At 64.7% G+C, this 26,497-nt stretch carries 25 protein-coding genes and 1 pseudogene; 8 read left to right on the top strand and 18 right to left on the bottom strand.

Annotated elements, in window-relative coordinates; all coding sequences use genetic code 11:
* Window positions 1–59: 59 nt before the first annotated feature.
* On the top strand, window positions 60–785 hold the full coding sequence (locus L6639_RS32185) for a Crp/Fnr family transcriptional regulator (RefSeq protein ID WP_237865627.1): 726 nt from the start codon (window positions 60–62) through the stop codon (window positions 783–785).
* 10 nt (window positions 786–795) lie between these two features.
* Here L6639_RS32185 and atzF read toward each other — a convergent pair whose 3' ends face one another.
* The 9 genes from atzF to flgB form a co-directional block, all read right to left on the bottom strand.
* On the bottom strand, window positions 796–2,181 hold the full coding sequence (atzF, locus tag L6639_RS32180; RefSeq protein ID WP_237865625.1) for an allophanate hydrolase: 1,386 nt from the start codon (window positions 2,179–2,181) through the stop codon (window positions 796–798).
* 171 nt (window positions 2,182–2,352) lie between these two features.
* Window positions 2,353–3,351, bottom strand: a complete 999-nt coding sequence (locus L6639_RS32175) for a Tim44 domain-containing protein (RefSeq protein WP_237865623.1) — start codon at window positions 3,349–3,351, stop codon at window positions 2,353–2,355.
* Between the two features lie 215 nt (window positions 3,352–3,566).
* Window positions 3,567–6,152 (bottom strand): cell cycle histidine kinase CckA, encoded by a 2,586-nt coding sequence (gene cckA / locus L6639_RS32170; protein ID WP_237865621.1) that lies wholly within the window; start codon window positions 6,150–6,152, stop codon window positions 3,567–3,569.
* Window positions 6,153–6,306: 154 nt separating this feature from the next.
* Window positions 6,307–7,386 (bottom strand): flagellar biosynthesis protein FlhB, encoded by a 1,080-nt coding sequence (gene flhB, locus L6639_RS32165; protein ID WP_237865619.1) that lies wholly within the window; start codon window positions 7,384–7,386, stop codon window positions 6,307–6,309.
* 9 nt (window positions 7,387–7,395) lie between these two features.
* Window positions 7,396–8,166, bottom strand: coding sequence for a flagellar biosynthetic protein FliR (fliR, locus tag L6639_RS32160; protein ID WP_237865617.1), 771 nt, complete (start codon window positions 8,164–8,166; stop codon window positions 7,396–7,398).
* Between the two features lie 17 nt (window positions 8,167–8,183).
* A complete protein-coding gene (fliQ, locus tag L6639_RS32155) occupies window positions 8,184–8,447 on the bottom strand; it encodes a flagellar biosynthesis protein FliQ (protein ID WP_027534765.1) in 264 nt (87 codons plus the stop codon).
* A gap of 154 nt (window positions 8,448–8,601) precedes the next feature.
* On the bottom strand, window positions 8,602–8,910 hold the full coding sequence (gene fliE, locus L6639_RS32150) for a flagellar hook-basal body complex protein FliE (RefSeq protein WP_057747375.1): 309 nt from the start codon (window positions 8,908–8,910) through the stop codon (window positions 8,602–8,604).
* A gap of 17 nt (window positions 8,911–8,927) precedes the next feature.
* The gene (gene flgC / locus L6639_RS32145; RefSeq protein ID WP_057747376.1) at window positions 8,928–9,353 is read right to left on the bottom strand and encodes a flagellar basal body rod protein FlgC; all 426 of its coding nucleotides are present in this window, start codon (window positions 9,351–9,353) and stop codon (window positions 8,928–8,930) included.
* 18 nt (window positions 9,354–9,371) lie between these two features.
* Window positions 9,372–9,776 carry a flagellar basal body rod protein FlgB gene (flgB, locus tag L6639_RS32140; RefSeq protein ID WP_237865615.1) on the bottom strand — a complete coding sequence of 135 codons (405 nt, stop codon included), beginning with the start codon at window positions 9,774–9,776 and terminating at the stop codon, window positions 9,372–9,374.
* A 350-nt stretch (window positions 9,777–10,126) separates the two neighbouring features.
* Between flgB and L6639_RS32135 the strand changes: the two genes are divergently transcribed.
* Window positions 10,127–11,110 carry a flagellar biosynthetic protein FliO gene (locus tag L6639_RS32135; RefSeq protein ID WP_237865613.1) on the top strand — a complete coding sequence of 328 codons (984 nt, stop codon included), beginning with the start codon at window positions 10,127–10,129 and terminating at the stop codon, window positions 11,108–11,110.
* Window positions 11,107–11,868, top strand: a complete 762-nt coding sequence (gene fliP, locus L6639_RS32130; protein WP_237865602.1) for a flagellar type III secretion system pore protein FliP — start codon at window positions 11,107–11,109, stop codon at window positions 11,866–11,868. The genes L6639_RS32135 and fliP overlap by 4 nt, the downstream gene beginning before the upstream one ends.
* A gap of 12 nt (window positions 11,869–11,880) precedes the next feature.
* Here the strand turns inward: fliP and L6639_RS32125 are convergent, their stop codons facing one another.
* The 6 genes from L6639_RS32125 to fliL form a co-directional block, all read right to left on the bottom strand.
* Window positions 11,881–12,117 carry a hypothetical protein gene (locus L6639_RS32125; protein WP_237865592.1) on the bottom strand — a complete coding sequence of 79 codons (237 nt, stop codon included), beginning with the start codon at window positions 12,115–12,117 and terminating at the stop codon, window positions 11,881–11,883.
* A gap of 80 nt (window positions 12,118–12,197) precedes the next feature.
* On the bottom strand, window positions 12,198–15,965 hold the full coding sequence (locus tag L6639_RS32120) for a tetratricopeptide repeat protein (protein WP_237865590.1): 3,768 nt from the start codon (window positions 15,963–15,965) through the stop codon (window positions 12,198–12,200).
* A gap of 103 nt (window positions 15,966–16,068) precedes the next feature.
* Window positions 16,069–16,830, bottom strand: coding sequence for a MotE family protein (locus tag L6639_RS32115; protein ID WP_237865588.1), 762 nt, complete (start codon window positions 16,828–16,830; stop codon window positions 16,069–16,071).
* A gap of 9 nt (window positions 16,831–16,839) precedes the next feature.
* Complete coding sequence (locus L6639_RS32110) at window positions 16,840–17,301, bottom strand: DUF6468 domain-containing protein (protein WP_237865586.1); 462 nt, start codon at window positions 17,299–17,301, stop codon at window positions 16,840–16,842.
* Complete coding sequence (fliM, locus tag L6639_RS32105) at window positions 17,298–18,500, bottom strand: flagellar motor switch protein FliM (protein ID WP_237865579.1); 1,203 nt, start codon at window positions 18,498–18,500, stop codon at window positions 17,298–17,300. The genes L6639_RS32110 and fliM overlap by 4 nt, the downstream gene beginning before the upstream one ends.
* A gap of 30 nt (window positions 18,501–18,530) precedes the next feature.
* The gene (fliL, locus tag L6639_RS32100) at window positions 18,531–19,031 is read right to left on the bottom strand and encodes a flagellar basal body-associated protein FliL (RefSeq protein ID WP_237865577.1); all 501 of its coding nucleotides are present in this window, start codon (window positions 19,029–19,031) and stop codon (window positions 18,531–18,533) included.
* Window positions 19,032–19,417: 386 nt separating this feature from the next.
* On the opposite strand from fliL, the gene flgF reads away from it, so the two are divergent.
* From flgF to flgH, 4 genes are read left to right on the top strand one after another with little or no spacing between them, the layout of a single operon-like run.
* On the top strand, window positions 19,418–20,179 hold the full coding sequence (flgF, locus tag L6639_RS32095; RefSeq protein WP_237865575.1) for a flagellar basal-body rod protein FlgF: 762 nt from the start codon (window positions 19,418–19,420) through the stop codon (window positions 20,177–20,179).
* Between the two features lie 16 nt (window positions 20,180–20,195).
* Window positions 20,196–20,984, top strand: coding sequence for a flagellar basal-body rod protein FlgG (flgG, locus tag L6639_RS32090; RefSeq protein ID WP_237865572.1), 789 nt, complete (start codon window positions 20,196–20,198; stop codon window positions 20,982–20,984).
* Window positions 20,985–20,994: 10 nt separating this feature from the next.
* Window positions 20,995–22,152, top strand: a complete 1,158-nt coding sequence (flgA, locus tag L6639_RS32085; RefSeq protein ID WP_237865789.1) for a flagellar basal body P-ring formation chaperone FlgA — start codon at window positions 20,995–20,997, stop codon at window positions 22,150–22,152.
* Between the two features lie 9 nt (window positions 22,153–22,161).
* A complete protein-coding gene (flgH, locus tag L6639_RS32080) occupies window positions 22,162–22,923 on the top strand; it encodes a flagellar basal body L-ring protein FlgH (protein WP_237865570.1) in 762 nt (253 codons plus the stop codon).
* 141 nt (window positions 22,924–23,064) lie between these two features.
* Here flgH and L6639_RS32075 read toward each other — a convergent pair whose 3' ends face one another.
* Window positions 23,065–23,844 (bottom strand): 2-keto-4-pentenoate hydratase, encoded by a 780-nt coding sequence (locus tag L6639_RS32075; RefSeq protein WP_237865568.1) that lies wholly within the window; start codon window positions 23,842–23,844, stop codon window positions 23,065–23,067.
* A gap of 86 nt (window positions 23,845–23,930) precedes the next feature.
* Window positions 23,931–24,959 carry an SDR family oxidoreductase gene (locus tag L6639_RS32070; RefSeq protein ID WP_237865788.1) on the bottom strand — a complete coding sequence of 343 codons (1,029 nt, stop codon included), beginning with the start codon at window positions 24,957–24,959 and terminating at the stop codon, window positions 23,931–23,933.
* Window positions 24,960–25,053: 94 nt separating this feature from the next.
* On the opposite strand from L6639_RS32070, the gene L6639_RS32065 reads away from it, so the two are divergent.
* Complete coding sequence (locus L6639_RS32065) at window positions 25,054–25,452, top strand: winged helix-turn-helix transcriptional regulator (RefSeq protein ID WP_237865560.1); 399 nt, start codon at window positions 25,054–25,056, stop codon at window positions 25,450–25,452.
* A gap of 240 nt (window positions 25,453–25,692) precedes the next feature.
* Here L6639_RS32065 and L6639_RS32060 read toward each other — a convergent pair.
* Window positions 25,693–26,494, bottom strand: a pseudogene (locus L6639_RS32060) (phytanoyl-CoA dioxygenase family protein).
* Window positions 26,495–26,497: the final 3 nt, after the last annotated feature.

Raw genomic sequence — 26,497 nt, 5'->3', positions numbered from 1 at the left:
CGTAGCGCGCTGGCATGGTTCTTGAATAATCGATGCCGGGTCTCACAGTGGAGCCGGCCATGCACAGGGCGAACAGCGCGATAGCGGCAGGTGTGATGCTGGCCGAGTCGGACGACCTCGTCAGGCCGCTGCCTGGCTTGCTCGATGGCCTTGACCGGGTCGATCGCAATCGCTTGCGTGCGATCGGGCGCGCGAAGACGCTGGAAGCCGGCCAACTGGTTTGGTCTCAGGGCGACGCACAGGCCGGGATCTACCTGATCAGCGAGGGGCGCATCCGCAGCTACTATGCGGCGCCATCGGGCCGCGAGGTCACCCTCGCCTACTGGTTTCCCGGCAACTTCGTCGGCGGCCCCGATATCTTCGGAACGGGCCCGCACATGTGGACATCGGTTGCGGCAGAGCGCAGCCAGTTGACGTTCATGCCTGGACCGGCGCTGCGGCGGCTTGCGCTGGAGTCGCCGGCAATCGCCGTCGCCTTGCTGGATGCCCTGGCGTTCAAGGCGCGATGCTATTCGGCGATGGCCCAGATGCTCGGGACGCGATCGGTGACCGAGCGGCTGCATAGCCTGCTGATCTTCCTGTCGCACGTCTACGGCGTGAGGCGCGACAACGAGATCATCGTCGGCATGCCGTTTACCCACGGCGATCTCGCCAATCTCATCGGGTCCACCCGCCAATGGGTGACCGTGCAACTCGCGCGGCTCCAGGAGGAAGGCGTGATCCGATACGACAGATCCGTGATTTCGATCCTGGATCTTTCGATGCTCGGGCAGGAGGTGGAATAGACTCCGCCTTTCAGGCGCTGCGCTTCAATTCGAACGCCGTTTCGTCTGCGCTGGCCTCGAAGCGCCGCGCCAGTCCGATCAGCGCACGATCGTGCCACGCCGGCGCCAGCAGGGTCACGCCCATCGGCATGCCATCAGGCAATGTCGCATTCGGAACCGCCACGCCGCAGAGATCGAGCAGATTGGCAAAGTACGAGTAGTAGCCGAGGCGATTGTTGAGGGTGATCGGATCGCGAAACATCTCCTCCAATGTGAATGGCCGCGGTGCGGTCGGAACCACCAGCGCATCGATCCCCGCAAAGATCGACTCGGCGTCGCGACAAAGTCGGCGCAACCGGTGAATGGCGCCAAACGTGTCGATCGCCGAGTAGCCGCCCGCTGAGCCCAGAACCGTTTTGGTGACATCAAGCAGGGAGCCGGACTCAATGTCCAGCAGCGAAGCGATGGCCGAGTGCCGCTCCGCCACCCAGGGACCGCTGAACATCAACTCCCCGGCCTGGCGGAACGGGGCGAAGTCCACCTCAACGGCCGTTCCGCCGATCGCAGTGAACCGCTCGCAGGCGCGCTCATAGAGCTCGCCGCATTCCGGCATGCCGAAGCATTCGAGATCGGCTGATGCAATGCGGCCGAACCGGAATGATGACGCCGCTCCGCTCGCGAAAGACAAGGCCCTGGGCTGGCGGCTGTAGGGATCCTCGAAGTCGAACCCTTCGATAATGTCGAGGATCGCTTCGCCATCGCCGACGGTATTGCAGAACACCGAAACGCAATCGATGGTCGGGCAATTCGGCACCAGCCCGCGTGACGACACCAGCCCAACGGTCGGCTTGATCCCAACGATGTTGTTGAAGCCGGCAGGTATGCGGCCAGACCCGCCAGTGTCGGTGCCGAGCGCGAACGCCACGTGCCCTGCCGCCACGGCGACCGCAGAACCGGAACTTGAGCCCCCCGAAACATAGCGCGCGTCGGCAACCGAGGCGCAGGGGCCATAGGGCGAACGCGCGCCGGACAGGCCCGTGGCGAACTGATCGAGATTGGTCTTTCCGAGGCAGATAGCGCCCGCCGCGGTGAGGCGTTCGACGCTGCGCGCGGAATGCCAGGGCGTATAGCTGAACGCCGGGCATGCGGCGGTGGTCGGCATTCCCTCGACATCGATATTGTCCTTCACGCCGAAGGGAATGCCGAGCAGCGAAAGATGTTCGCCGGTCCGTGCGCGCGCCACGAGCTTACGGCATGCTTCGAGCGCCTCTTCCCGCGGGCGGAGATAGATCCAGCAATTGCGGTCGCGCTCGGCCTCGATCCGGTCATACGCAGCATCAATCGCCTCCAGCAGCGGGGACGAATTCGTGGCGGCGTTGTCATGATTTGTCCTGAAGCGCGCGACGGACTGGCTCACCGAATAATCTCCTTCTCCAACTGGCTGGCGCGAAATTGCGGGAGCCCGGCGCGGGCAACAAGCAATTAAGTGCTTCTCGCAAAGTGGTCGGCCGTATCAGGAGATGAGCGGCGCAAAGAAAAAGGGCGCCGTGCCGAAGCACGACGCCCTCGTTTATTGTCCTGCGTGCGATCAGTTGGTCTGCTGGATCGCCGACAATTCCCAGGGGCTGCCCTGGCGACGGGCGAAGGTCCAGACTTCGGTGACCTCGCCGGGCTGCTCGCTGCCTGCAACGATCGCGCCGGTGTTGCGGTCGACCGTCTTGTCGGTGAGCGCGAAGCGCATCGCCACCGTCGCGTAGTCGGTCTCGCCTTCACGCCAGGCTTCCGCGAGGTCGCCCTGCAACAGCTTGACATTGGTCACCTTGTTGACCGCATTGCGCGCGCGGTTCTGCGCAAGGTCCTGCTCGAAATAGGAGACCATTTCCGGCGTCGCGAGCGTGTGCAGCTTTGCAACGTCCTCGTTCGACCACGCAGACTGGATGTCGCCGAGCAGATGCTCGAACGCCGCGTAGTCGGCAGGCTTGATCTCGAGCGGCGCGCTGTTGGCGCCAAAGCCGAAGCCGCCGCCGAGACCAGAGCCAAGACCGCCACCTAGGCCGCTGCGATAGTTGGTCTGCGGACCCGCATCAGCGCCGGCATAGGCCGCCTGCGGCGAATTGCGGCGCTGCCACCAGGACATCGCCAGCCGCACCACGAACACCACGAGCACGATCTGGATGATCAGGCCCAGGAACGACGACAGGCCGCCGAGACCGCCGAACAGGCCGCCGCCGAACAGCATGCCCAGAAGACCTGCGCCGAGAAAGCCGGCCGCAAGACCGCCCAAGAAGCCGCCGCCGCGGCCGAACAGCCCGCCGCGCGAAGGCGCGCTCGTGCTCATGCCGGCGCCGGGCTGGCTATAGGTGCGGTTGAATTGCGAGGTCGAGCCCGGCGCTGTCGTGGTCGACGGCGGGGCCGAGAAGGTCCGCGAACCGCGCGAACCCGACGAGAAGCCGCCGCCGACGCGGGCGTCGGCGGACGAGATCGCAAGCGCCGTCGGCAGCGCAAGCGCCAGGACGACGGCAAGCGTCTTCACGAGACTGCGGGACCATTGCGAGAAATTCATGTTCGTTTCCCAAATCCCCGGCATGGGGACGTGCCAGTAAGATGGGCAGCCGTTTACAAAAGGGAAGCCGGTTTTGGAACCCCCGGCTGCGGCCCTCAGTCGCGGGGATATGGCAAAAGCCCTTATTTGACGGGGGCTTGGCCGGAAACCGGCGGAAACTGTGGTCGCCGGATACCGGCTGTTAACACCCGATATCTCCGCAAAATCGTCCTGGCTTTCGCCAGGACGACGGCAGGGTCTCACCCCTGCTTCGTCATCGTCTCCTTCACCGCCGCCACGAGTTGGCTCAGCGTGAAAGGCTTTGGCAGGAAGTCGAATTGCTGGCCCTCGGGCAGGCTCTTCTCGAAAGCATCCTCGGCGTAGCCGGAGACGAAGATGAAGCGGATATCGGGGTTCTTCTCCCGCATCGCCTTGAGCAGCGTCGGACCGTCCATCTCCGGCATTACAACATCGGAGACGACCAGATCGATCCCGCCACTCTGCTCCTCCAGCACCTCCATCGCTTCGACGCCATTCTCGGCCTCGACGACGGTGTAACCGCGCGAACGCAGGCCGCGGGCGTTCAGCGCGCGCAGGCCCTCTTCGTCCTCAACCAGCAGGATTGTGCCCTGCCCGGTGAGATCAGTGCGAGGCTTGGCCTCGACAGCGGCAGGCGCAGCGTCCTTGGCAGCGCCGTTCGTCGCGGCGGCCACGGCCGCGGGCTGCTCGACCTGCACCTCCGGCTCGGCGTGATGGCGCGGCACGAAGATGTGGAACGAGGTGCCTTGTCCTGGCTCGGAATCAACGTAGATGAAGCCGCCGGTCTGCTTGACGATGCCGTAGACGGTCGAAAGGCCAAGGCCGGTGCCCTTGCCGACTTCCTTGGTCGAGAAGAACGGCTCAAAGATCTTGTCGCGGATATCAGCGGGAATGCCGGTGCCGGTGTCGGCCACCTCGATGCGCACATAATCCGCCGCTGGCATGCCCTTATAGGCGAGCTTGCCCGCCTCTTCAGTGGCGACATTGGCGGTGCGGATGATCAGCTTGCCGCCATCGGGCATGGCGTCGCGCGCGTTCACCGCGAGATTGACGATGACCTGCTCGAACTGGGAGACGTCGACCTTGACCGGCCAGAGATCGCGGCCGTGGATCAGGTCGAGCTTGACCTTCTCGCCGATCAGCCGGCGCAGCAGCATGGTGAGATCCGACAGCGCATCGCCGAGATCGAGCACCTGCGGCCGCAGCGTCTGCCGCCGCGAGAAGGCGAGCAGTTGCCGCACCAGCGTCGCAGCGCGCGTGGCATTCTGCTTGATCTGCATGATGTCCTGGAACGACGGATCGGTCGGCTTGTGCGCGTTCAGCAGGAAGTCGTTCGCCATCATGATGGCGGAGAGCACGTTGTTGAAGTCGTGAGCGATGCCGCCAGCGAGCTGGCCGACCGTCTCCATCTTCTGCGACTGGTTGATCTGATTTTCCAGCGCGCGCCGCTCGGTGGTCTCGAGCATGTGGACGATCGCGGCTTCCGCATCGTTCTCGGCCGCATCGACGGGCGTGACGAAGAACTGGCCCCAGCGTTCCTTGGCTCCTTCCAGCGCCACCTCGACCGGCGCAATGTCGGCCTGGTTTTCGGCGGCCTGATTGATCGCCGCGATCAGCAGGTGCCGATCGCGCGCATTGACCGCACGGAAGATCGACTTGGAGGCGCTGTCGAGCCCGAGGCCCTGCGCGAGCTTGGCATAGCGCGCATTCGCCCGCACGACGTTACCGCCGCGATCGACGGTGGCGATCGCCATCGGCGTGTGGTCGAAGAAGCGCATGAAGCGTACTTCGGCGGCGCGATCGGGATCGCTGCGCTCGTCGCGGGCGCGGCTGATGACCAGCGTGCGCGACGGTCCCGGCGCACCGTCGGCGCCGAAGGCGAGCTTGTGATAGAGCCGGACCGGCATGGTCTTGCCGGTGCGCATGCGCAGATCGATGTCGAAGACTTCCGTCTTCACCTCGCCCGGCACCGCCACGATCGACGAGAGCAGCGAAGCGCCGTCGCCCGAGACGATGTCGGCGAGCTTCAGGCCGCCCGAGCCGATCTCGGCGAGATCATAGTCGAGCCAGTTCGCCAGCGTCGCGTTGACATAAGCGAGCTCACCGGCGGGATTGACCGAGAAGAAGCCGCACGGCGCGTGATCGAGATATTCGATCGCGTGCTGAAGCTCCTGAAACACGTCTTCCTGGCGCTCGCGGTCGCGGGTGATGTCGGCAATCGACCACACCGCATATTTGGCCTCGCGCTTGCCGGTGCCGAGCGGACGCACCCGCATGCGCAGCCAGCGCCCGTGGCTGCCGTCCTGGCCGGAAATGCGCACCTCCTCCTGTTGCCGTTTTCCTTCACGCGCGGCTTTCAACAGGCGGAACACAGCTTCGGAAACGTCAGGATTGCCGATAAAGACGCGCTCGACGGGGCGCACGTCCTGCGGGCCGGCGGCACCGGTCAGCGTCAGATAGGCCGCGTTGGAATAGACCACATGACCGCGCGGATCGGTCACCGCCAGGCCGTCGAAGGCATGGTCGGAGATGCGGCCGATGATGGGATCGTCGAGATTACGGTCGGCGAAGCGGATGATTCCGGCCGCGAAGGCGAACAGGTTGAACAGGCCGATCATCGCCAGCACGGCGAGGATGCCGAGGATATAGGGCTGCGCCTGCGCGCGCCCGAGCGTCATCAGGCCGACGGCGACGGCGACGAGGCCGGTGGCCACCAGTAGCACCAGCGCAATGCTGCCCGAGCGCGGCGACGGCTCGTGCGCCGCAACGGGCTCGCGTGACAGATCGTGGTCGGTCTCGGCGGTCATTTCACGCAGGTTTAGCCTGTCGGCAGAGAATCAACGCGCCACGGGGCACGTGGGGTCCTCCCTGCCTGAATCGGACCCGCAGACGCAAGGGCGACAGGGGCGAAAGGTACGCTGATTCCCAGCTTACGGCCATTTCCGGTACTTTTCGGGGGTTTTATTGCCGCGCGGCACTGAAACCGCGCTTCAGCCGAATGACGTAGCCGATGACTTCGGCGACCGCATGGTAGTGCTCGACGGGGATTTCCTTGTCGATTTCGGCGGTCGCGTAGAGCGCACGGGCCAGCGGCACGTTCTCGACGATCGGGATGTCGTGCTTGCGCGCGATCTCCCGGATCTTGAAAGCCAGGTTGTCGACGCCCTTGGCGACGCAGATCGGCGCCGACATGCCGCGTTCGTAGGACAACGCCACCGAATAGTGGGTCGGGTTGGTGATGATTACCGACGCCTTGGGAACCGCTGACATCATCCGCTTCTTAGAGCGCTGCTGCCGCAACTGCCTGAGCTTGCCCTTGATATGCGGGTCGCCTTCGGACTGCTTGAACTCTTCCTTGATCTCCTGCAGCGACATCTTCTGCCGCTGGAACCAGCTGCGATACTGGAAGAAATAATCGCCGATCGCGATGATCGCGAGGGCTGCGACCACCGCGCCGAGCAGATGGACGGTCAGACCGGTGGAGGCACCCAACATGGCCATCGGATCGAGCTTGACCATCGCCTCCATGCGGTGCCGCTCCGGCCACAGGATCGTGGTCATGACCACACCGAGCACGACGAGCTTGCCGATGCCCTTGAGAAAATTGACCCCCGCCTGCTTGCCGAAGATGCGCTTGAAGCCGGCAGCCGGAGAGAGCTTGCTGAACTTAGGGGTGAGTGATTCAGTCGACCACACCAGCCGGTGCTGGAGCATGTTGCCGGCAATGGCGGCGATCACCAGCATCAAGAGCGGCACGCCGACCGCGGCCAGCACTGCGACCTCGATCTGCCGCATCAGCGCGAGCAGATTGCCGGGATCGGTTTTGATCATCCAGGAATTGGCGAGCAGATTGCGCATCGGCGTCAGCAGCCCACTGCCGACCGAGCCGGAGAAGGTCGAGATTACCAGCGTGCCGCCCGCGATCATGAACCAGGTGTTGATCTCCTGGCTTTTGGCGACGTCGCCACGTTCGAGCGCCTGGTCGAGGCGCTTTTGTGTCGGGTCTTCTGTTTGACTTTCTGGATCGTTGTCTTCCGCCATCGATCCCTCTTATTTCAACGGGAGCATCTGGTGCATGACACCGATGAAGTAGTCGAGGTAGGTGCCCATCATCGCCGTGAGCACCACGGCCAGCACCATGAAGCCCACGAAGATCGACAGCGGCACGCCGACGAAATAGACCTGCATCTGCGGCATCAGGCGCGCCAGCACCCCTAACCCGATATTGAAGACGAGGCCGAACACCAGGAACGGCCCCGACAGCTGCAGGCCGAGCAGAAACGCGGCGGAAAACGCTCGCGTGGCCAGCGAAGCGACGTCGCCGCTCGAGACGGTCTCGCCCGGGGCAAAGATCGAATAGCTGTCGTTCAGCGCCGCGATCACCAAATGATGGCTGTCGGTGGCGAACAGCAAGGTCACGCCCAGCATGGTCAGGAAGTTGCCGACCAGTACGCCCTGCTGCCCCTGGGTCGGATCGACCGAGGTGACGAAGCCAAGTCCCATCTGCTGTGCGATCACCGCGCCTGCGACCTGCAGGGCCGCCAGCGTCACGCGCGCGGTGGCGCCGAGCACGATGCCGATGACGATCTCATGCAGCATCAGGACGAGCATCGGCGCGAGCGAGCCCATGTCGACGTTATAGGCATTGCGATGCAGCGGCAGGATGATCAGCGTGAGCAGAAGCGCAATCGACAGTTTCACCCGCGTCGGAATGTTGGTCTCGCCGAGCCCCGGCAGCAGCATCACCATCGCGCCGATCCGGGCGAAAGCGAGCATGAAGGCTGCGGCAAGCGCCGGCAGCAGCGAGACGTCGATGCGCATGGTGGGCGCATTGTGCCTCAGCCGCCGATGATTCGCGACGAGATCCGCAGCATGTGGGAATGGAGGGCATCGGCCATGAACGGCAGCGCCAGCAGCATTGTGGCAAAGATGGCGAGGATCTTCGGCACGTAGACCAGCGTCTGCTCCTGGATTTGCGTCAGCGCCTGGAACAGCGACACGATCACGCCGACCACCAGCCCGACCACCATCAGTGGCGAGGACACGATCACGATGGTCCAGATCGCATCGCGGGCGACGTCGAGGGTCTCGGGTCCGGTCATTGCAGGATTCCTTTATTCAAGTCACATCCTCGCCAGACTGACGAGGAACGAAGGCCTCACCCGTCATTGCGAGCGAGGCGAAGCAATCCAGGCTGCCGCCGCGGAGAGATTCTGGATTGCTTCGCTTCGCTCGCAATGACGACGGAGGACGAAATCAGATCGGCATCTTCATGATGTCTTCATATGCCGCGATCACGCGGTCGCGGACCGAGACCAGCGTGGAGACCGCGACATCGGTGTCGGCGACCGCCGTCACCACGTCCATGACGTTGGCCTTGCCGTTGGCCATCGCCACGGTTTGCGCGTCGGATTTGCGGCCGGATTCCATGACGCTGCCGACGGCGTCTTTCAGCAGCGCGGCAAAGGATTGCCCGTTCGGCTCGCTGCCCTTGCCCGCGCCGGTGTTTTCCAGCACGCGCGCAAGATTGGCGTAAGCATTGGCCGCGATTGTCGGTGTTGCCATGGCTCAAAAATTCCTGTTCAGGCCTTGAGGATGTCGAGCGTGCGCTGGATCATCCGGCGCGTTGCACTGATGATGTTGACATTGGCCTCGTAGGACCGCTGCGCATCGCGCATGTCGGTCATCTCGACCACCGAATTCACGTTGGGATACTTGACGTTGCCACTGGCGTCCGCAGCCGGATTTGTCGGCTCGTATTTGACGCGAAAGTCGGACTGGTCGGGCTTGATCCTGCCGAGCGTGACGACCTGCGCGTCGAGCGTGCGGTCGAGCGCGGAGGAGAACGTCGGCACCTTGCGCCGATAGGGATCGCCGCCTGCGGTCGCCGAGGTCGAGTCCGCATTCGCGATGTTCTCGGAGATCACCCGCATGCGCCCGGCCTGGGCTCGCAGGCCCGAGGTCGCGATCGCCATCGAGCGGGCAAAGTCGCTGCTGTCATTCGCCATCATTCGGCTCCGTTAGCTCTAGCCTTTACCGATCGCGGTCTTCAGAAGATGCAGGCTCTTCGAGTAGAGCGAGGTCACGGCCGCGTAATCCATCTGGTTGTTGGCGGACTTCATCATCTCCTCTTCGAGATTGACGGCATTGCCCGCAGGCCTGGTCTCGAAACCCGCATTCTTGTTTTGGTCGAAGCTCGAGGCCGCCCCGGACGGCGTCATGTGGGAGGCGCTGGTGACGGTCATCGCCAGGGTCCCCATCGAGCCTGTGGTGGCTCCCGTCTTGTCGAATTTCGGCTCGACCAGGTCGCGTGGCCGGAAATTGGGGGTGTCGGAATTGGAAACGTTCTCGGACAGGACGCGCTGGCGTTCCTGATGCCACTGCATCTTGGTGCGAAGCGCCGACAGGACCGGAAGATCGTTGATGGACATCGTTGCGGCTCCTTCCGCCTCTTCCGGACCTGAGATCCGAAGCTAGGCAGAATTTGCCGCGTGTATGGTTAACAGGTGGTTAAGACGCGGCGGATCCATGTTGCCGATTGAAACATGTCATGCTGCCCCGTGATTCTACCCGTTCCAAAAGCCGCATTAACCCAACCGCTTGGCGACGCATGCACAGGCCAAGAAAGTCGTTTTGGATCGGGCGATTCATAGGTTATTAAGAGTTGGGGACGGCAAAACTTGCCGCGGGACGTTAAGAAATCGCAGTTTTGGGGCATCGCAGGCCGGTGGTCAGGATCCGACCATAGGCACGACAGAAGCGGCATTTACCGGGGACAGGTATGAACGGTAGTCCTATCACCTTCATCGTCGCGTTCATCGTCGTTCTGGCGTTGATCGGCGTCGCGGCGTGGCTGGTCCGCCGATTCGCGACCACCCGGCTCGGCGCCAACACCCAGCGCGGCAGGATGCCCCGGCTCGCCGTGATCGACGCGGCCGCGGTCGATGGTCGCCGGCGCCTGGTGCTGGTACGCCGTGACAATGTCGAACATCTCCTGATGATCGGGGGCCCGACCGACATCGTCGTCGAGCCGAATATCGTGCGCGCCGCCGCCGGCCGCGACCAGATTCCGCAGCGTCCCAGCGCCGCCGAGCCGCCGCGCCTCGCCCCGATGCCCGATGCCGGCAGCTGGGCCGACGAGGCCCCGCGCCCCGAAGTGCTCGACCATCCCGAACCGCAGATGCCGGAGCCGCCGCCGCGGCCTGCGCGTCCGTCGTTTGCCGACGAGGTCCGCCGCCCGGCGCCCGCACTGGCCGAGCGCCGCAGCGAGCCGCACCTCGGCGGCTTCTCGCCTGAACCCATGCAGCGTCCCGAGCGAGAGCCTCGTCCCGAACCGATGCCCCGCGTTGCACGCAACGAGCCGCCGCTGATGCCGCGCCCGCCGCGCCAGAGCGATCCGGCGAAGATGCCGCCGGTGCGTGCCGAGCGTGCAGCTGCGCCACCGCCTCCTCCACCTGTGCCGCAGGCCCCGCATGGACTGCAGGCTCCGCCCGTTCCGCCGCCGGCCCCTGCCGTCGCCGCGCCGTCGAGCGCCGAACAGAATCTCGCTGAGATGGCGCAGCGCCTCGAGGCAGCCCTGCGCCGCCCAGCCGGCGAGCCCATCGCCCCGCCGGTCGCACCGGATGCGCCGACGCCGCGCGCTGCACGGGCCGAGCCGCCCGCCCCTCCGGCTCCGCCGGCGAAGCCGGCTCAAGAGAAGACCAGCTTTGAAAATCTCGAAGACGAGATGGCCTCCCTGCTCGGCCGTCCGAAGCCGTCTTCGTGAGGCTGCCGTCCTTCCCGCGTAGAGTATTCTTTTTTTCTGTCCTGATCGCCGCGACCTCGCTCGCGATGCCCGCGCATGCGCAGGACATCAGCATCAATCTCGGCGGCGGCGGCGCTGGCGGTGGCGGCGTCACCGAGCGTGCGATCCAGCTGATCGCTCTGCTCACGGTGCTGTCGATCGCGCCGTCGATCCTGATCATGATGACGTCGTTCACGCGCATCGTGGTCGTGCTATCGCTGCTGCGCACCGCGATGGGCACGGCGACCGCGCCGCCGAACTCGGTGATCCTGGCGCTGGCGATGTTCCTCACCTTTTTCGTGATGGGACCGGTGCTGCAGAAATCCTATGACGACGGCATCCGCCCGCTCGTCGCCAACCAGATCAGCGTCGAGGACGCGCTGCAGCGCGCCTCCGTTCCCTTGCGCGGGTTCATGCAGAAGAATGTGCGCGAGAAGGATTTGAAGCTGTTTCTCGATCTCTCGGGCGAGCCGCCACCGGCGACGCCCGACGAGCTTGCGCTGCGCATTCTGGTCCCGGCCTTCATGATCTCCGAGCTGAAGCGCGCCTTCGAGATCGGCTTCCTGCTGTTCCTCCCCTTCCTGATCATCGACCTCGTCGTCGCCTCGGTGCTGATGTCGATGGGCATGATGATGCTGCCGCCCGCGACGATCTCGCTGCCGTTCAAGCTGATCTTCTTCGTGCTGGTCGACGGCTGGTCGCTGGTCGCGGGAAGCCTGGTGCAGAGCTACGGGGGGTAACGACCCGCCACCCTACCCCTTCACATCATATTGCTTGCTGAGGTGATCGCCGATCTGCACCAGCATGGCGACGCTTTCGGGGAAGCCTGGCTTGCCCCGTGTCGCCTGATCGGCATCGGCCCGGAACTCCCAGCTGTCGCCGTCGCGGACAACAGAGATGACGAGGCTGTCAGGGCCGTCGGAGTGGACCTTCAACTCGGCCCGTGCCATCGCGATGAGTTCGGCTTCGGTCTTGGCAGGCTTGCTCATATCGTCCCTCTCCCGGCATGAAGGTGGACAGGTTGCCGCCGCGGCTGGCGCCTGTCGAGAGGCTAGAAGTAGCAGGGTTCCTACCGCGTCATCTTGATCTGCCGCACGACGGGGATCGTCGGCAGCGAGCCGGTGTGCTCGGTCTCATCCTTGGCCTGCGGCGAGGCCGGGGCGCGAGCGGTGGCGTCGGGGAAGCGCTGCTTCATCTCGCGGAGGAAGCCGTCGAGCGTGTCGACGCTTGCGGCGAGTTTGGCGATCTCGGCGAATTCGGCGCTGGAGGCACCGGCCGGCTTGCTGGCGATGTCGAAGGCGAGCCGGTCAGCGCTCTCGCTCATCAGGGGGGCGTATTTCTCGCGGAAACGCGACAGCCCGATCGAATCGTCGGCGAGCGCATAGCCGACGGCTGCGCGAATGATGTCGCTCTTCTCGACCGCATTGAGCGGCTTGAAGTCGCGGAAGCGATCGCCGTAATAGAGCTCGATCTGCTCGGCAGACTCGCGCCAGCGCCGCGCCGCCCAGAAGATGTCCGACCGCAGCCGCAGCACCTCACGCCCCGATACGTTGGAAACGATGTCGAGCGCGAGGTCATGGCGGCCGACGTCGCTCTGCGCCCGCGCCTCGAGCAGCAGGCGCTGCTGCCTGAGCTCGCCGGAGAGGTCGCTGATGCGGCTCGCCCGCAGCGCCGTGATCGCCATGTCGGGCTTGCGGTTGGCGAGATAGATCATGGCCAGACGCGCGGCGACTTGCGCGCGTGCTGCGCCTTCGAGGCGGTGGTCGACCTGATATTGCAGGAGCTCGGCGGCCTGGTCGAGCAGATCGATCGAGGCAAGACGATCGGCAAGACGGCGGATCAGCTCGTCGCCGCGGCGGCCGATCGGGGTCAGCTCGCGGAACTCGTAGAACATCCCGAGCGCCTCGACCGGCGGCAGTTCATCGCCCTTGGGCCCCAGGAAGATTTGCGTAAACAGATCCGACGCCAGATCCTGCGCCTGCCGCGAGGCTTCCGAGTTCGGCTGCATCTTCGTCGCGGTGCGCGCAGCGGTGAGCGCGTCGCGGTAGCGCCCGTTCTCGGAATAGAGCTGCGACAGCATCTGCAGCGTCTTGACCTCGATCGCGTCACCGCGCCAGGTCATCGACAGCGTCTCGAGCTCCTTCAGCGCCTCTTCCTTGCTGATCTCGTCGCGCTTCTGACGCAACGCGACCTCAAGCTGCTTGGCTTCGGCGGCGGCCTGGCGGTCGTCCGAGGCAACCGCGAATTTGTAGTCGTCGAGCGCGTCCTTGTCGTGTCCGAGCGCTTCGGCGAGCCGGCCGCGCAGCACCGCAAAGTCCGGCGCCGCCTCGGGCGGCACGCCGACCACTTCGATCTCGCCGCGACGCTTGGAGGCGCCGGCATAGTCCTTGACCTCGAGCGAGGCGCGCATCGCATCCATCGTCACGATGCGCTGGATGTCGAGTGGCAGCGAGGCGATGGCGAATTCGACGTTCTTGAATCTTTCGCGGGCATCCGCCCATTTGCCCTGGCGCGCATAAGCGAGCGCCTTCCAGAGCTGTGAATCGTGGCTGTTGCCGATCACGGGGTTGGCGAGATCCTTCAGGCCCTGGGTCGTGCGCCCGATCAGGATGCTCGCGATCGCGTGGATGATCAGCGCGCTGCTCTCCTCCTTGTTGAGCGGATCGCACAGCATCACTTCGGTCACGGACTTGGCTTCGTAATACATCGCGCGCGACATGTAGAACTGGGCGAGATCGAGCCGCGGCAGCGAGCGCTGCGCCGGCTCGACGGCCGAGATCGCCGTGATCAGATCGCTCTGGCGCGTCCAGAAATCTTCGGATTGGCCCTTGCGCCAGCTCTCGGGACTGAAGACCGGCCGCACCGCAGTCGGTGCGCGCTCCGCGGAGACGTCGACCGGCGACAGCGTCAGGCCGCCCTTCTTTCCGAGAATGACCTTGTCCTGTCCGACCTCGACGCCGACATCGTCGGAGTTCGGCCGCATCGCGATGCCGTGTGCGGATTCCAGCAGCGAGAGATCGACGAGATCCTGTCGCTTGATGAAGCCGCGGACCGGCCGCTGCGCGGTGACGACATAGAGCATGTCGCCGGCATCGGGATCAGTAAGCTTGTGCAGCTGGCCCGGATTGGCAAAGGGGATGGCAATGTTGGCGAGCGCGGGATCGGTGATGTTGCGGGACATCATCAGCGGCAGCGGCGTCGCCTGGATCTTGTCGGCAAGCGTCAGCAGCCAGTTGGTCTCCTTGCCGACCTCCTCGCTGGTCAGCGAATAGACCAGCGGACGGGTGAGACGGATCCGCACCGCCTGCCCCTTCTCGAGCGGCATGCGGCTGACCTCGCCGATCATCGCACCACCCCGGGCGCGGATCGCTTCGACATCGATAGGCTTTGGCGAGTCGAACACCAGCCACACCGTGTCGCCGCGGCGGAACGCTGCGGCCGGCGTTGCAACGGAAAGCGGGAACGTCACGCGCAAGCCATCGCTGTCGCGCCGCGCATCGACGCTGGCAACAGGGGGCGACGGAGCGGCTTGCGCCTCGACCGGTGCCGGTTTGGGCGCGTCCTTCGCCGCTTCCTTGACCGTCTCCTTGGGCTCTTCCTTGACCGGCTCCTTCGCTGATTCCTTCACGACCTCCTTGGGCGTTTCGGTCACCGCGGGCTTGGCGGGAGCAGCAGGTGCAGCGGCCTCCATCGCGGGCGGCGCGTTCTTGGGCGCGTCCGTGACGTGCGGGGCTTCGGTCGAGTTTACCGCGGGAGCCGGTTTCGGGGCTTCGGCAGCCGGCATCGCGGCGGGCGCTTCCGTCTTTGCTTCGGGCTTCACCTCGATCTTGGCTTCGCGCGCGATCGCCTCCGAGGTCGGCGGCTTGATCTCGCTGTGAGCCTCCTTCGGCTTCGCGGCCGCCGGCTTTTCAGCCGCCGGCGCCGGTCCGTGACCGCCAGCTTCAGCCTTCGCGATCGCGGCCTCCGGCGTCGCCGCGGTCTTGCCCTTGTCGGGCTGGAAGGCGATGTCGACGACATAATTCTTGTCGTCACGGAAGGAATGCACGTCGGAATCGCCGATCAGCGCGATCTCGACGCTGGTCGTATCGATGTCAGCCTTCTGCTTGATCGAAGCGACGTTCGGCGGCGCAGCGACGACAGCATCAGCGAGATCGAAGTTGAGGTTGGCGTTAAAGGCGAGCGTGAGCTTCTGCTCGTTGAGCACGGAGGAGACGCCGACGCCGTCGGGCATCTCGAACACGAAGCGCACGAAGGTCGGCTGCACCGAGGCGCGCACGCGGATCGGCGGACGCTTCTTGCTTTCGGCCGCGGCGCGCTGGGCGCGCAGTGCGCGCTCGGCGACACGCGCGCGCTCGGCAAGTTCCTTCACCACGTCCATCGGCAGGCTCGGTGGCGGGCCCTTCCAGCCTTCCGGCAGCAGGTCGATGAAGGTGCGCTCGCCGGCGTTCATGGTGTTGACGGTGACGCGCCGCGCCAGCGACAGTCTGATCGCGTTGCCATCGGGATCGCGACGCGCGGAGTTGACATAGTCGGGCGCGCCCTCCGGCACGCGATCGACGGGAACGTCGACCGGGCGATCGAAGCGGATGACGAGAATGGAGCCGGCGGTCGTCACCTCGGAGGGAACGTCCTCGCCGAGCTTGATCACAAGACGGGCAAAGCCGCCGCCCGCTGAGAAAGTCGCCTCACCCCGGATCGGATCGGCGGCGCGGGCAAAAGAATTAAGGCCGACCAGCGTGCAGGCGGCCAGCAAGACCGCCTTGCGGACATGGCGCGACAGCCCCAGCGCCGAGGCGCGGGCTCGCGACACAAATCCAGCGGCAGCCTCTCGCGCCATTGGCGGCATTTCTTCCGGTTCGACGGATCCACGCCGGCACTGGTGCCGGCCCATGCCTTCGAATGTAAGTTTTGCCAATTAAGGACTTCTTAAGTATGAGCCCTCAATTCGGCTTTTGCGTCGGCTTGCCGTCGATCTTCGGGAGATCCCCGACGGAAGCAGCCTGATCCCCGCCCCCATTGGCACGGCGCGCCATCTCGACGGTCAGCCGCTCGGCGGCTTCCGACGACATCAGTCCCAGGATGTCGGACATCTTGCGGGGGGCGATCGCCGAGGCGATCTCGATCAGCACGCTCATCTCGAGCCGGTCGAATACCCGTGCGGCGTCCTTGGGCTTCATGCCCTCATACATGGTCACAAGGCCCTTCAAGCGCTGGGCCTCGGCGGCCTTCTGCTCGGCCTGGGTCGCACTGATGCGGGACTCCACCGCCTTCATTTCCTCGACCTTGCCTTCGATGCGCTTTTCCGCCGACTTCAACAGGCTCTCGCGGATGTCGATCTCGCGTTGGCGTGCCTCGATCTCCTGGCGACGCGATTGCAGCCGTTCCAGGATCGCACGCTCCGAGGCCGAGACCTGCGGCTGGGCTTCGTCCATCTTGACCGGAGTGCCCTCGGGCTTGCTCTCGGGTGCGGCCGGCTTCGGCGCTTCCTTCGGCTCGCCATGCGTCGAGCCGGTGATGTCAGGGTCCTCTCGCCCGGTCGGGAAGTTCAGATTCTCCTGCGCCCAGGACTTCTTCAAGGAGTTCGGCTGGTAGTCGAACACATAGCCGCCATTGATCACGAGCCCCGCCACCTTCAGCGTGGCGAGACCTGCGACCGCAACCAGCACGACCGGAATGACGCGGATGTTACGAAAGGACTTCATACCCTGACTTTATGCGGCGATACCGTTGGACCCAAGACCGTTGGATCTGCGGCGCTCCGAGAAGGCTTCGGCGGCGGCGGCCACCGCCTTCGCGGGCGACGGCTTGGCGACGGGCGCTGCGGCAGCTTCCGGATTTGTCACGGGGCGGGCCGCGATGGCGATCTTTGAGAGGCGGCGCACCACGTTGTCGGCTTCGCCGAGCTGCTTGTAGAGCTGGTCGGACATCTGCGTCGCGGCCGCGAGCTGGCTGCCGAGATTCTCGTTGACGTCGCGCACAGCGAGCTTCAGCCCGCCGATCGCGCGTTCGGCGATCTCGGTCGCGGTGATCAGCTCGCCGATCACCGCCTTCAGCGAATGCTCGTCCGCCTTCAGCCGGGTCAGCCGCTTGTTGAGCAGGATGCAATAGCCGATCGTGAGCATCAGCAGGATGGCCACCAGCGTCTCGATCGCCATTCCTAGGGAGTGGTTCATGGGGCCTCCATCAGCTTATTCTGTTCGTCCACCTTCTCGAACATCGCAAGTGTCGTATTTGGCTTGCGCAAGGGTTTCGTGACGCGGATCGCGACGCGGTCGCCGACCCGGCCCATCCGCCCTTCGCTGATCGTGACGTCGCCGCAGCGCACGGTGACGTTGGCATCCGCGCGCATGTCCAGCGGCAGCGTGTCGCCGACCTTGAGCCGCATCAGCTGCTTGAGCGGAATGTCGGCCTCGTAGAGCACGGCATCGACGGAAATCTCGGCCTGGACGATCTCGGTGGCGAAATGGCCTTCCCAGATCGGATCACGGCCGAACTTTTCGCCCATGAACATCTGCAGCAGAACGGGCCGGATCGGCTCGATGGTCGCGTAGGGAAGCAAGAGCTCGATATTGCCGCCGCGGTCTTCCATGTCGATGCGCAGGCGCACCAGGATCGCGGCGTTGGCGGGACGGCTGATCGCGGCGAAGCGCGGATTGGTCTCGAGCCGGTCGATCGTGAAGGTCACCGGCGACAGCGGCCGGAACGCCTGCTCGGCATCGGCCAGCACCACCTCGACCAGGCGCTTGACCAGCTCGGTCTCGATCGTGGTGTAGGGCCGGCCCTCGATACGCAGCTGGCTGGAGCCGCGGCGGCCACCGAGCAGCACGTCGATCATCGAGTAGATCAGGTTGGAATCCACCGTCGCCATGCCGAAGTTTTCCCACTCCTCGGCCTTGAATACCGAGAGCACGGCAGGCAGCGGGATCGAGTTCATGTAGTCGCCGAAGCGCACCGAGGTGATGCGGTCGAGCGAGACTTCGACGTTGTCGGAGGTGAAATTGCGCAAGGAGGTCGTCAACAGCCGCACCAGGCGGTCGAAGACGATTTCGAGCATCGGCAGACGCTCGTAGGAGACCATCGCCGAATCGATGATCGCGCGAATGCCGCTGTGATCGTCGAGCGTGACGTCGCCGACGGTGAAGCCGAGGAGATTGTCGATCTCCTCCTGCGACAGCACCCGCTCGCCGGAATTCTTGCCGTTGCCGAGATCGCGGCTGCCGTCCTCGACCATGGCCGCCCATTGCAGGGCCATGGTCTCCGAGAGTTCGTTTTCGGCAGCAGCCTTCGCGGCCTCCGCGGGATCCTCGGAATCGAGCGATGCCTCCCATTGGGCGGCAATCGCATCCTGGTCCATCTGCTCGTTGCCGGCCATGACGCTAGCCCGTACCCTTCCGCTGCATCCTCACTGGAGCACGACTTCCTTGAACAGCACCGCGCTGACCTGGATCGGCGCGACCGCGGCGTTGACGCGCTTGGTCAGCTCTTCCTTGAGACGGAAGATGCCGGCGGAGCCGTTGAGGTCGGAGGAGCGAAGCTCGCGCACATAGGTCTGGAAGATGTCGGTGACCCGCGGCATCGACGGCTTGATCGCCTCGATCTGCTTCTCTTCCTTCAGCTCGAGCACGATCTTGAGCTTGAGATATTGCACACGCTCGCCGGGCGCGCCGGCGAGGTTGACCATCATGTCGGGCACTTCGACGAAGGCCGGCGGCTTGGGCGGGGGCGCGACTTCGGCATGATGCTCGTCATCGCCATGACGGAAGAACAGAAACCAGGTGGCGGCACCGCCGCCGAGCACGACCAGCACGCCGACGACGATCAGGATCAGCTTGAACTTGCTCTTGGGGGCAGCGGCTTCCGCGCCTTCGGCGGCTGCGCCGCCTTCCGCTTCATTCTCTGCCATGACCGTCCGGGCTCGCTCATCTCATAAAGGGTCGAAAGGGCGAGGCCTCCTGGCAGACAGTGACGCGATACAAATGCCCCAGCGCAAAGCGCTCCTCTCACACGCAAACGCTACGGTAATAATGGTTAACGGAACCTTTCGATCGGGCTTCCGCTAGGAAAAATCTGCCGGGCAAACATGGCTAACAGAACCTTTCTGCCCCCTGCTTTCTCTGCCGAAAAATAGCCAACCAACTGTAATCATGCATGTTTTCGAGTTGGCACGGCTTTCGCTGAGAGAAGGGCGAGACCGGATGGTTTGGGAGAACCGGACGGCCTCGTTCACGGGATCGGCCAAGGCGCTTGGGAGAGCGAGATGGCCGAGCTCACGCAAGGGGAGATCGACCGATGCAGAATGCGCTTCTGATCGGCTTGTCACGGCAGATGACGTTGGAACGGCAGATGGATGTCATCGCCAACAACGTCGCCAACGTCAACACCAACGGCTTCAAGGCCGACCATTCGCTGTTCGAGGAGTATCTCCGCTCGAACGCGCATGAGGACAATTTCGTCGGCTCCGACCGCCGGGTCTCCTATGTGCAGGACCGCGGCACCTACCGCGACGTCGGCCAGGGCCCGATGGAGGCGACCAACAACCCGCTCGACATGGCGATCAGCGGCAACGCCTTCTTCGCCGTGCAGGCCAATGGCGCCGAGCGTTACACCCGCGACGGCAAATTCGCGCTCAGCAGCACCGGCCAGCTCATGACCTCGGACGGCAACCTCGTACTCGGCACTGCCGGCCCGATCGTGTTCCAGCCGACCGACCACGACATCAACGTCGCCCCCGACGGCACCGTGACGGTGCTGGAAGGCACGGCCAAGATCGACACGATCCGCGGCAAGATCAAGATGGTGACGTTCGACGATCCGGCCAAGCTGATCAAGCTCGGCGCCAATCTCTACGACACCGGCTCCGCCGCCCAGCAGCCCGACACCAAGTCCACCCTGCAGCAGGGCTACATCGAGAAGTCGAACGTGAATTCGGTCGGCGAGATGGGCCGCATGGTCGAGGTGATGCGCAGCTACACCGCCATCGCCAACCTGCTCCAGCAGCAGAGCGACCTCCACAAATCGGCGATCGAAAAGCTCGCCGACGTTCCGGCCTGATTGAGGGAGAACTGACATGCAGGCGCTTCACACCGCAGCGACCGGAATGGCGGCACAGGAACTGAACGTTCAGGTGATCTCCAACAACATCGCCAACCTCCGCACCACCGGCTTCAAGAAGCAGACCGCGGCGTTCGAGGACCTGATTTACGAGCACGTGCGCCGCGTCGGCGCCCAGGCCTCGGATCAGGGCACCATCCTGCCCGTGGGTGTCGACATCGGCGGCGGCGTCAAGACCGTCGGCACGCCGCGCAGCATGACGCAAGGCACGCTGTCGCAGACCGGCAACGACCTCGATCTCGCCATCTCGGGCGAAGGGTTCTTCAAGATCCTGATGCCCGACGGCACCTTCCAGTACACCCGCGACGGCACGTTCCAGATGGACAATCAGGGCCGCATCGTCACTGCGGGCGGCAACCCTGTGCAGCCGACCATCACGATCCCGAACAACGCATCGGGCATCACCGTTAACGAGCAGGGCCAGGTGACCGTGACGCTGCCGGGCTCGTCGACCAACACCAATCTCGGCCAGATCGGCGTGACCCGTTTCATCAACAAGGCGGGCCTGCAGCCGGTCGGCAGCAACCAGTTCGTTGAGACGACATCTTCAGGCACGCCGCAGGACGGCACCGCGAATTCGGAAGGGTACGGCAAGATCACGCAAGGCAGCCTCGAGCAGGCCAATGTCGACGTCGTCTCGGAGATGAGCGACCTGATCGCCGCGCAGCGCGCCTACGAGATGAACGCCAAGGTGATAAGCGCCGCCGACCAGATGATGCAATCGACCACGGCGCTGTTCCGCTGAGGTGATGATGATGATCCGCACCACGCTCGCCACCATCTCCGCGCTGCTCGTGCTGGCCCTGCCGGCGCGGGCCGCCGACGACGACATCGCCGCGCCGACGCTGCGCGCCAGCGTCACCGTCACCTCCGACGTCGTGCGGGTCGGCGACCTCATCGACAATGCCGGAGCGGCCGCGCAGATCCCGGTCTATCGCTCGCCCGATCTCGGCACCACCGGCGCTCTGCCGGTTGCCCAGGTGCTGAATGTGCTCCGCGCCAAGCAGGTGATCGGCGTGATGACCGGCGACATCAGGGAAGTCCAAGTCACCCGGCTTGCCCGCACGCTCGCCAACAAGGACCTCGAAAACGCGGTCGCTTCCGCGCTCGACCATCGCTTCGGCCTTGGCGATGCCGCCAACATCACCGTCACCTTCGACCGTGGCATCTCCGACATGCGGCTGGAGGCCTCCAACACCGGCGCGCTACAGCCGGTTGGGACCCGCTACGATGCCCGCGGCGGCCGCTTCGACATCTCTTTCGAGATCAACAACGACAGCAACCCGGCCCCGACCAAACTGCGCCTGACCGGCACGGCTATCGAGACCGTTGAGGTCGCTGTTCTGACCCGCGACGTCGATCGCACCGAGACGCTGAAATCCTCCGACGTCGCGCTGGAGCGGCGGCCCAAGGCCGAAGTGACGGGCGAGGCAGCGCTGCGCGAGCGCGCCATCGGCATGCAGCTGCGCCGGCCGATGCGCGCCGGCATGCCGATCCGCGTCGCCGACGTCGCCAAGCCCGAATTCGTGTCGCGCGACCAGAGCGTCACCGTCATCTACCAGGTCCCCGGCATCTACCTCACCACCCGCGGCAAGGCGATCGAGAGCGGCGCCGAGGGCGACACCGTGAGCGTCCTCAATCTGCAGACCAAGCGTACTCTGAGCGGGGTCGTCACCGGCCGCGGCCAGGTGACCGTGCAGGGTGCGAGCCAGTCCGTGCCAATGGCACCTGCCGTCGAACAGACCTCCTCGCTCAAGCGGGACGAAGCGCCCGCTCCTGTCGACACGGAGGCCCTCGTCCGCAATCTCGTTCAGGCCCCCGCCTCGCAAGCCACTCAAGGTCAAGCTGCCCAGGCTCAAGTCGCACAAGTCCAGATCCCGCAAGCTCGCGCCTCGCAAGCACAAGCAAAGTAAGAGTTAGTCATGTCCGCTTTCAGTTCGGCTTCCCGTCTTCGTCGCATCGCGATCTCCGCACTGTTGCTGACAGTCAGCGCGCTGGGCGGCTGCTCTTCGATCGACCGCCTGTCCCAGATCGGCGAGCAACCGAAGCTGTCGGCGATCGACAATCCGACGACGCAGCCCGGCTACAAGCCGGTGCAGATGCCGATGCCGAAGCCGGAAGTCGCCTCCTACAACCCGAACTCGCTGTGGCGCAATGGCAGCCGCGCTTTCTTCAAGGACCAGCGCGCTCATCAGGTCGGCGACCTCCTGACGGTGACCGTGAACATCACCGACAAGGCCAACATCGAGAACGACACCCAGCGCAGTCGCAGCAACAAGGAAGACTCCGGCATTACCGACTTCATCGGCGCCAAGACGATCACGCAGGCCAACAAGATCCTGCCCGGCCGCATCCTCACTGCCGACTCCACCGCGTCCAGCGAGGGCAAGGGAAGCGTCGATCGCAAGGAAGCCTTGCAGACCAACGTCGCTGCAGTCGTGACGCAGGTGCTGCCGAACGGCAACCTGGTAGTCGAGGGCAAGCAGGAGATCCGCGTCAACTACGAGATCCGCGAACTCATCGTCGCCGGCATCGTCCGCCCCGAAGACATCCAGAGCGACAACACCATCGATTCCACCAAGATCGCACAGGCCCGCATCGCCTATGGCGGCCGCGGCCAGATCATGGACGTGCAGCAGCCGCGCTACGGCCAGCAAGTCATGGACGTGCTGCTGCCCTTCTAACCTCCGCAAGAGCTCCCACATCGTGCTCGCGAACCTAGGCGCGAACGACGATGTACTACGCGGCCCTCGCTAGCTCCCCTGGCGAGGGCCGCATGTATTTTTGGCGAGGATGCCTTGCGGCTACGAGTCATGTCCGCGAACTTACGTAAACTCCGCCTCCACCACGCCCAGCCCGTCCAATTCCATCCGCACCTTGTCGCCGGCTTTCAGCCACAGCGTCTTCACGAGGCTCCCCGTCAGCACGAGTTGTCCCGCATGCAGGCCCTTGCCTTCGGCGGCGAGATGGTTGGCAAGCCAGGCGAGTGCGTTGTGGGGATGGCCGAGCACGTCGGCGCCGGTGCCGTGGCTGATCTCCTCGCCGTTGACGATGGCGCGGCCCTTGACGGCCTTCAGGTCGGGCACCGACGAGCGCGGGACGGAGGGTCCCAGCACGCAGCCGGCGGCGAAGAAATCGTCGGCGATCAAGGTCGGCGCGCCCATCGTCTCCCATTTCACGTAGCGGTCGTCGACGATCTCGATCGCGGGATGATAGGCCTCGACGGCCTCACCGACCCATTCGGCCGTAAACGGCGCCTCGCCGGCGGCGAGGTTCCTCTTCAGGCGCACCGCGATCTCGCATTCGACGCCGACGCGGACATAGTCGGACGCTGCGAGCTTGACACCGCTGTCGTGCACACCCTTCTGGAACACGCCGCCGCCGCAGGGGTGCGGGATGCCGATGTACTCCTGCATGACCTGGCTGGTGCAGCCGATCTTGTAGCCGACCAGCGGCCCCACATGCGGCAGCAGGAGATCGTGCAGTGCGCGCTGGACCTGATAGCCCTCGGCCTCGTCAGCAGGCGGATGTTCCAGCGCCGCGAGCGGCGCATGGTTGCGGCGCGCCAGCGCGATCGCCTTTGCGGCCACGAGAATTTTGTCCATCGGCGCCGCCTCTCCCACGCTACCTAATCAAGGGCGGCACTTCAGCATCCCAGCCCCGGCCTGACAAGCGCTGGCGGCGTGCAGCATCACGCCTTGATCAGGCCGAGCCGGATCAGGCTTTCGGCGGTGGCGAGGATCGCTTCGTCGTTGGAACGGGGCTGCCAGCCAAGCACCGACCTCGCCTTGGCGCTGGTGGAATGCCTGACACGCCCGAGCATCGGCACCACCGCTTGCAGCAGGGGAATCCGGCGCGCGGCAAGCCGCACGAGCCAGTCCGGCGCCTGCAGCCGCGGAACCCGGCGCGCTTTGAAGCCCAGTTCCCGCCGCAGCACCTTGGCGATGTCGAGGATTGACATCGTCTCGCCGGAGACCGCGATGAAACGCTCGCCCTTTGCTTCCGGCGCGGTCATCGCTCGCAAATGCAGATCGGCGACGTCACGCACGTCGACCACGCCGAAATAGACCCGCGGCACCGCCGGCATGGCAGCGTCGAGCAGCGATTTGACGATCTCGATCGAGCCGGAGAAATCCGGCCCCAGCACCGGGCCGAAAATGCCGGCGGGGTTGACCACCGACATCTCCAGGCCGCCGCCCTCGCGCGCGACGAAATCCCAGGCCGCTCGTTCGGCCAGGGTCTTGGACTTGATGTAGGGCTGCACGTCGGCGCCATCGAGATTGGTCCAGTCGGTCTCGTCGAACGGTTTTTGGCGCGGCGAATGCCCGTAGCCGATCGCGCCCAGCGACGAGGTGACGACGACCCTTTTGACTTCGGTATCCCGCGCGGCGCGCAGAACCCGCAACGTGCCGTCACGGGCCGGGACAATCATCTCGTTCTCGTCCTTGGGAACACTGGTCGACAGCGGCGAGGCGACGTGGAGCAGGTACTCGCAGCCCATCGCCGCCTCGCGCCAGCCGTGGTCCGCCGTGAGATCTGCGGTGAAGAACAAGAGGCTGTCGGGCGATGCCGCCCCGCCCTCGCGCAACATCGCCAGCACCGCGGCCTGCCGGTCCGGCCGGCGCACCGTCGTTCGGACAGCATGGCCGGCCGCCAGAAGCTGCAGGATCACATGGATGCCGACGAAGCCGGACCCGCCGGTAACCAGAACAGTGCTCATTGCCAAATTTCCCTCGTTGCGCCGGCCGGCCAATTTGTTCCGCTCCCCTGCTCAAGGACGCATCTGGTCACTATCTCCCGGGGGAACAAGTAGAATGGAGTTCGAGACCGGTATGGAAAACCTGACCAGCGCTTGCGACGGCGCGTGCGATTGCAGCCCCGACCCTGCCTTGCTTGCCGACTTCAAGCGCGCCATCCATGCGCTCGGTGGCAAGTGGAAACTGGAGATCCTGTTCGCGCTGATGGACGGCGCGGTTCGTTTCGGTGCGTTGCGGCGATCGATCGGAGGTATCACCCAGCACGTGCTGACCACGCAGCTGCGCGAGCTCGAACAGGACGGATTGGTGTCGCGCACCGCCTTTGCGGAAAAGCCGTTGCGGGTCGAGTACGAGCTGACCGATGCCGCCTACGGCCTGCTGCCGGCATTTAAGGAAATATTGAGCTGGTCCAGGCTTTATGGGGATGCGCGCCTCGTCGTGTCGCATGAAGCCTAATTGCAGCGAAACATGATGCTGCTTGATCAGCTTCACAGCATCCGGGCCGATCTCGTTGATGCGACTCGCAAAAACCCCTCGCACCTGAAGTGAAGGCTGTTTCTCATGTGAACTCACGTGAGTTCACAGGAATCGACTCTAGCTCATTGATCGCGATTCATTTTTCGCAATGGCAAGGATGGGCGCCATGTCATGGCGCTTAAAGCTGCGCCACGACATGGCCTGTTGAAGCCGCTTGCCTCAGGCGGCGTCGAGTGCGATCCGGATTGCGATCTCGACCGGCGAGTAGGCGCTATCCTCGCGTTCGAGCCGATGGGGCTCGGCCGGAGGGAGATCCGGCTGCGCCATGAAGCGCGGTGTCTTTCCGCGGTGCTTTTGCGCCGCATGTACCAGGAAAGGATGGCAGAGATAGACGGTACCAGCCTCACCGGTCGCGAGCGCAATCTCGCAATCGGCGCCCATGTCATCCAGCACCATCCGCGCGTAGCCCGCCTCACCCCATGGCGCCAGATAGCGCGCCATCGGCATGTGCGAGCCGACCCTGATGCGCGTCGGCGCGTCATTCTCGCCGACATCGGAGAACAGGAACAGCATCAGCAGCGCACGGCCACGCGAGACAATGTTGGCTCGCCACGCCGAATGATCGTGCCGCTCGTTGGGGTCACAGTCTTCACCGGGGAAGCTGAGGTGGATATGCCAGCCGGCATCGCCGGCATCGTCCGGATGCGGGAAGCGGACCGGAAAAGTGCCGCCGATGTCCCTGCGCGCCCGCCAGCGGCCGACGCCGACCAGCTGATCGAACGCGCGATGCAGCACCGGCGTGTTGGCAATCTCTCGAAACAGGACCGCCGTAGCCGGACAGCCGGATCACCGGGCGCGTCCAAGTGGACGGATCGTGCTCGCTACAGGGCAGATCGCGCCACAAGATGGCGCGGCCCTGCTCGGCGAGCTCGCGAGGAAAGGCGTTGTCGATCCGGACAAAGCCGTCGCGAATGAATTGGGCGATTTGCGCGTTGTCGAGCGCGCGGGAAGTGGCAGCCATGAT

It is taken from the genome of Bradyrhizobium zhengyangense, assembly GCF_022012555.1.
GTDB classification, from domain to species: Bacteria; Pseudomonadota; Alphaproteobacteria; order Rhizobiales; family Xanthobacteraceae; genus Bradyrhizobium; species Bradyrhizobium zhengyangense.
This window is presented reverse-complemented; position numbering and strand designations above follow the sequence as displayed.

Excerpts from the sequence above, each read along its gene's own strand:
- fliL (WP_237865577.1), bottom strand. The coding sequence starts at position 19,031 with ATGGCAGAGAATGAAGCGGAAGGCGGCGCAGCCGCCGAAGGCGCGGAA.
- flgG (WP_237865572.1), top strand. The coding sequence starts at position 20,196 with ATGCAGGCGCTTCACACCGCAGCGACCGGAATGGCGGCACAGGAACTG.
- L6639_RS32135 (WP_237865613.1), top strand. The coding sequence starts at position 10,127 with ATGAACGGTAGTCCTATCACCTTCATCGTCGCGTTCATCGTCGTTCTG.
- L6639_RS32185 (WP_237865627.1), top strand. The coding sequence starts at position 60 with ATGCACAGGGCGAACAGCGCGATAGCGGCAGGTGTGATGCTGGCCGAG.
- flgF (WP_237865575.1), top strand. The coding sequence starts at position 19,418 with ATGCAGAATGCGCTTCTGATCGGCTTGTCACGGCAGATGACGTTGGAA.
- L6639_RS32075 (WP_237865568.1), bottom strand. The coding sequence starts at position 23,844 with ATGGACAAAATTCTCGTGGCCGCAAAGGCGATCGCGCTGGCGCGCCGC.
- flgA (WP_237865789.1), top strand. The coding sequence starts at position 20,995 with ATGATCCGCACCACGCTCGCCACCATCTCCGCGCTGCTCGTGCTGGCC.
- flgB (WP_237865615.1), bottom strand. The coding sequence starts at position 9,776 with ATGTCCATCAACGATCTTCCGGTCCTGTCGGCGCTTCGCACCAAGATG.
- flgC (WP_057747376.1), bottom strand. The coding sequence starts at position 9,353 with ATGGCGAATGACAGCAGCGACTTTGCCCGCTCGATGGCGATCGCGACC.
- cckA (WP_237865621.1), bottom strand. The coding sequence starts at position 6,152 with ATGACCGCCGAGACCGACCACGATCTGTCACGCGAGCCCGTTGCGGCG.
- L6639_RS32110 (WP_237865586.1), bottom strand. The coding sequence starts at position 17,301 with ATGAACCACTCCCTAGGAATGGCGATCGAGACGCTGGTGGCCATCCTG.
- L6639_RS32115 (WP_237865588.1), bottom strand. The coding sequence starts at position 16,830 with ATGAAGTCCTTTCGTAACATCCGCGTCATTCCGGTCGTGCTGGTTGCG.
- flgH (WP_237865570.1), top strand. The coding sequence starts at position 22,162 with ATGTCCGCTTTCAGTTCGGCTTCCCGTCTTCGTCGCATCGCGATCTCC.
- fliE (WP_057747375.1), bottom strand. The coding sequence starts at position 8,910 with ATGGCAACACCGACAATCGCGGCCAATGCTTACGCCAATCTTGCGCGC.
- flhB (WP_237865619.1), bottom strand. The coding sequence starts at position 7,386 with ATGGCGGAAGACAACGATCCAGAAAGTCAAACAGAAGACCCGACACAA.
- L6639_RS32120 (WP_237865590.1), bottom strand. The coding sequence starts at position 15,965 with ATGGCGCGAGAGGCTGCCGCTGGATTTGTGTCGCGAGCCCGCGCCTCG.
- fliM (WP_237865579.1), bottom strand. The coding sequence starts at position 18,500 with ATGGCCGGCAACGAGCAGATGGACCAGGATGCGATTGCCGCCCAATGG.
- L6639_RS32065 (WP_237865560.1), top strand. The coding sequence starts at position 25,054 with ATGGAGTTCGAGACCGGTATGGAAAACCTGACCAGCGCTTGCGACGGC.
- L6639_RS32175 (WP_237865623.1), bottom strand. The coding sequence starts at position 3,351 with ATGCCGGGGATTTGGGAAACGAACATGAATTTCTCGCAATGGTCCCGC.
- fliQ (WP_027534765.1), bottom strand. The coding sequence starts at position 8,447 with ATGACCGGACCCGAGACCCTCGACGTCGCCCGCGATGCGATCTGGACC.
- L6639_RS32070 (WP_237865788.1), bottom strand. The coding sequence starts at position 24,959 with ATGAGCACTGTTCTGGTTACCGGCGGGTCCGGCTTCGTCGGCATCCAT.
- L6639_RS32125 (WP_237865592.1), bottom strand. The coding sequence starts at position 12,117 with ATGAGCAAGCCTGCCAAGACCGAAGCCGAACTCATCGCGATGGCACGG.
- fliR (WP_237865617.1), bottom strand. The coding sequence starts at position 8,166 with ATGCGCATCGACGTCTCGCTGCTGCCGGCGCTTGCCGCAGCCTTCATG.